This window comes from Mesorhizobium sp. M5C.F.Ca.IN.020.29.1.1 (assembly GCF_003997375.1).
GTDB lineage: Bacteria > Pseudomonadota > Alphaproteobacteria > Rhizobiales > Rhizobiaceae > Mesorhizobium > Mesorhizobium wenxiniae.
In genome coordinates this window covers 1-2270 of the sequence record NZ_RZSW01000756.1, presented here as the reverse complement: position 1 = coordinate 2270, position 2270 = coordinate 1, and the positions used below count along the sequence as shown (strand labels likewise).

At 60.5% G+C, this 2270-nt stretch carries 1 protein-coding gene and 1 pseudogene; both read right to left on the bottom strand.

From position 1 onward, the window contains the following. A partial coding sequence (locus EOA85_RS33135; RefSeq protein WP_127212520.1) for an HAD-IC family P-type ATPase occupies nucleotides 1-1582 on the bottom strand: 1582 nt, incomplete at its 3' end. Nucleotides 1583-1831: 249 nt separating this feature from the next. Then, a pseudogene (locus EOA85_RS33130) lies at nucleotides 1832-2270 on the bottom strand (phosphoketolase); the annotation flags it as partial.

The window sequence follows — 2270 nt, the reverse complement described above, 5'->3', positions numbered from 1 at the left end:
TCGCCGGGTAGTCTCCGGTGATCATGATCACCTTAATCCCGGCGGCGCGGCAATCACTCACGGCATCCGGAACGCCTGGTCGCAGAGGATCAGCTAGCCCGACGAGACCCATGAATTCGAAATCGAAACCAGTCTGCTTGTCTGGCAGTTGATCGCCGGCATGACTGGCACGTGCAACGCCCAAGACGCGGAGTCCTTCGGTTGCCATGGCGTTCACGGAAACCTTGACCGAAGCGACACGATCCGCACTCAGATGACAAAGTGCCGCGATGGCCTCCGGCGAGCCCTTGGCGGCGACCAGGCAATTGTCACCGGCAAGCGCCGACCACCACACATTCGACATGGCAAGCAAGTCGGGACGCAGCCCATAGGTGCGGACCAGTTTCCGATCAGGGCTGTTCAACTGTTCCCGCCCAAGCCCCCGCTCCTTGGCGAGGTTGTGAAATGCCCTTTCCATCGGATCAAAAGGAATCTCGGCACTGGCGAGCACGCCGAGCTCGACCAGTTCGCCGAATGCCGCCGGCATCGCTCCGTTCGCGCCGTCTGGCAAACGGAGCAGTTTGCCGTGCGGCGTTCTCAGTTCTGTTATTGTCATGCGGTTTTCGGTCAGCGTTCCGGTCTTGTCCGTGCAGAGAACCGTTGCCGAGCCAAGCGTTTCAATTGCTGCCGCGCGACGGGTGAGCACGCGTGCCTGCGAGATGCGCCAGGCGCCCATGGCCATGAAAATCGTCAAAACCATGGGAAACTCTTCCGGCAGCATCGACATGCCGAGCGCAATGCCTGCCAGCACCGCATCAAGCCATCCTCCGCGCAAAACGCCGTAAAGCATGACCGCGAGGACACTGACCGCGCCGCCAACGAGTGCGAATATGCCGACAAGGCGTTTTGTTTGTCGCTGCAAGCGGGGTGCTTCGGTCTCCATCGAACTGAGCGATTGCCCGATCGCACCGATTTGGCTGCGCGGCCCGGTCGCCAGAACTTCGCCGACGCCTGAACCGCGAACAACGAGTGATCCGGAAAAAGCGAAAGGCAGATCGTCTCCACCTGGACGGCGCTCGGCTGGCAGCTGGCCATCTTTGCCTGCAATCTTGCGCACCGGGACGGATTCGCCCGTCAGCAAAGACTCATCGGTCTGGAGGTCTGCACTCTGGATCAGCAGCATGTCGGCCGGGACCCGGTCCCCCTCGCCCAGGACAACCAAATCGCCCCGCACCACCTCGCGACCCGCAATGCGCTTGCTTTCACCGTCGCGTATGACCAAGGCACGGGGGCTCGTAAGATCACGCAATGCCTCCAGAACGCGTTCCGTCCGCGCCTCCTGAACAATCGTTATGCCTACCGACAATGTGGCAAAGGCAAGCAGGATCAACGCTTCTTGCAGATCGCCAAGAAGCAGGTAGACAGCGCCGCCACCCAGCAGGAGAGCCAGCATCGGTTCGCGCATGACCTCAAGAGCAATCCGCAACGGCGTGCGCCTACCGGTCGCAGGCAATTCGTTGAACCCTTCGGCGAGGAGCCTCGCTCGCGCCTCGACCTCGCTGAGGCCGGGCGAGAGAATGGTCGATGCGTTGGATTCAGACATGTCGGCTTTCTTCAATCGCCAAAGCGCGCTCTGTTGCGTTTCTTGTACGACAGGGACTGACATCAGGTTGGTCATGTGGGGGTGTTGGTTGGTGTGGTGCAGATAGCAGTGGCACCCACGGCGCTCTCACCGGCGACAGACTGCCGTCTCTAGCCGCGGACTCCCGCCGCGCCCCTCTATGACAGGCCAAGGTCAGGGTGGAAGGAATCACGCTTCAGGACCAGGAGCGCGTCTGCCACCGGCTCGTCCTTAGTGTGGGCCGATTGCCGCCTCATCAGGACCCTCATTCCACCTCCATTCAAGTATCTCCGGCATGTCGCGGCCATGGACGCGAATGTAGGCTCTATGTTCAAGCAGCTTGACGTCCATCGCCTGCTTCAGGCGGACCTGAACGCTCCTCAGCTGTGGAACCCGGTCGAGCACGCTTTGTACGAGATGGAACCGGTCGAGGCCGTTCAGCACCGTCATATCGAAAGGGGTGGTCGTCGTGCCTTCTTCATTGTACCCACGTACATGGATATTGTCGTGGTTGGTGCGACGGTAAGTCAGGCGATGAATGGTCCAGGGATAGCCGTGATAGGCGAAGATGACGGGTTTGCCCGTGGTGAACAGAGCATCGAAATCCCGATCTGACAGGCCGTGCGGGTGATGCTCCTTGGGCTGCAGGGTCATCAGATCGACTATATTG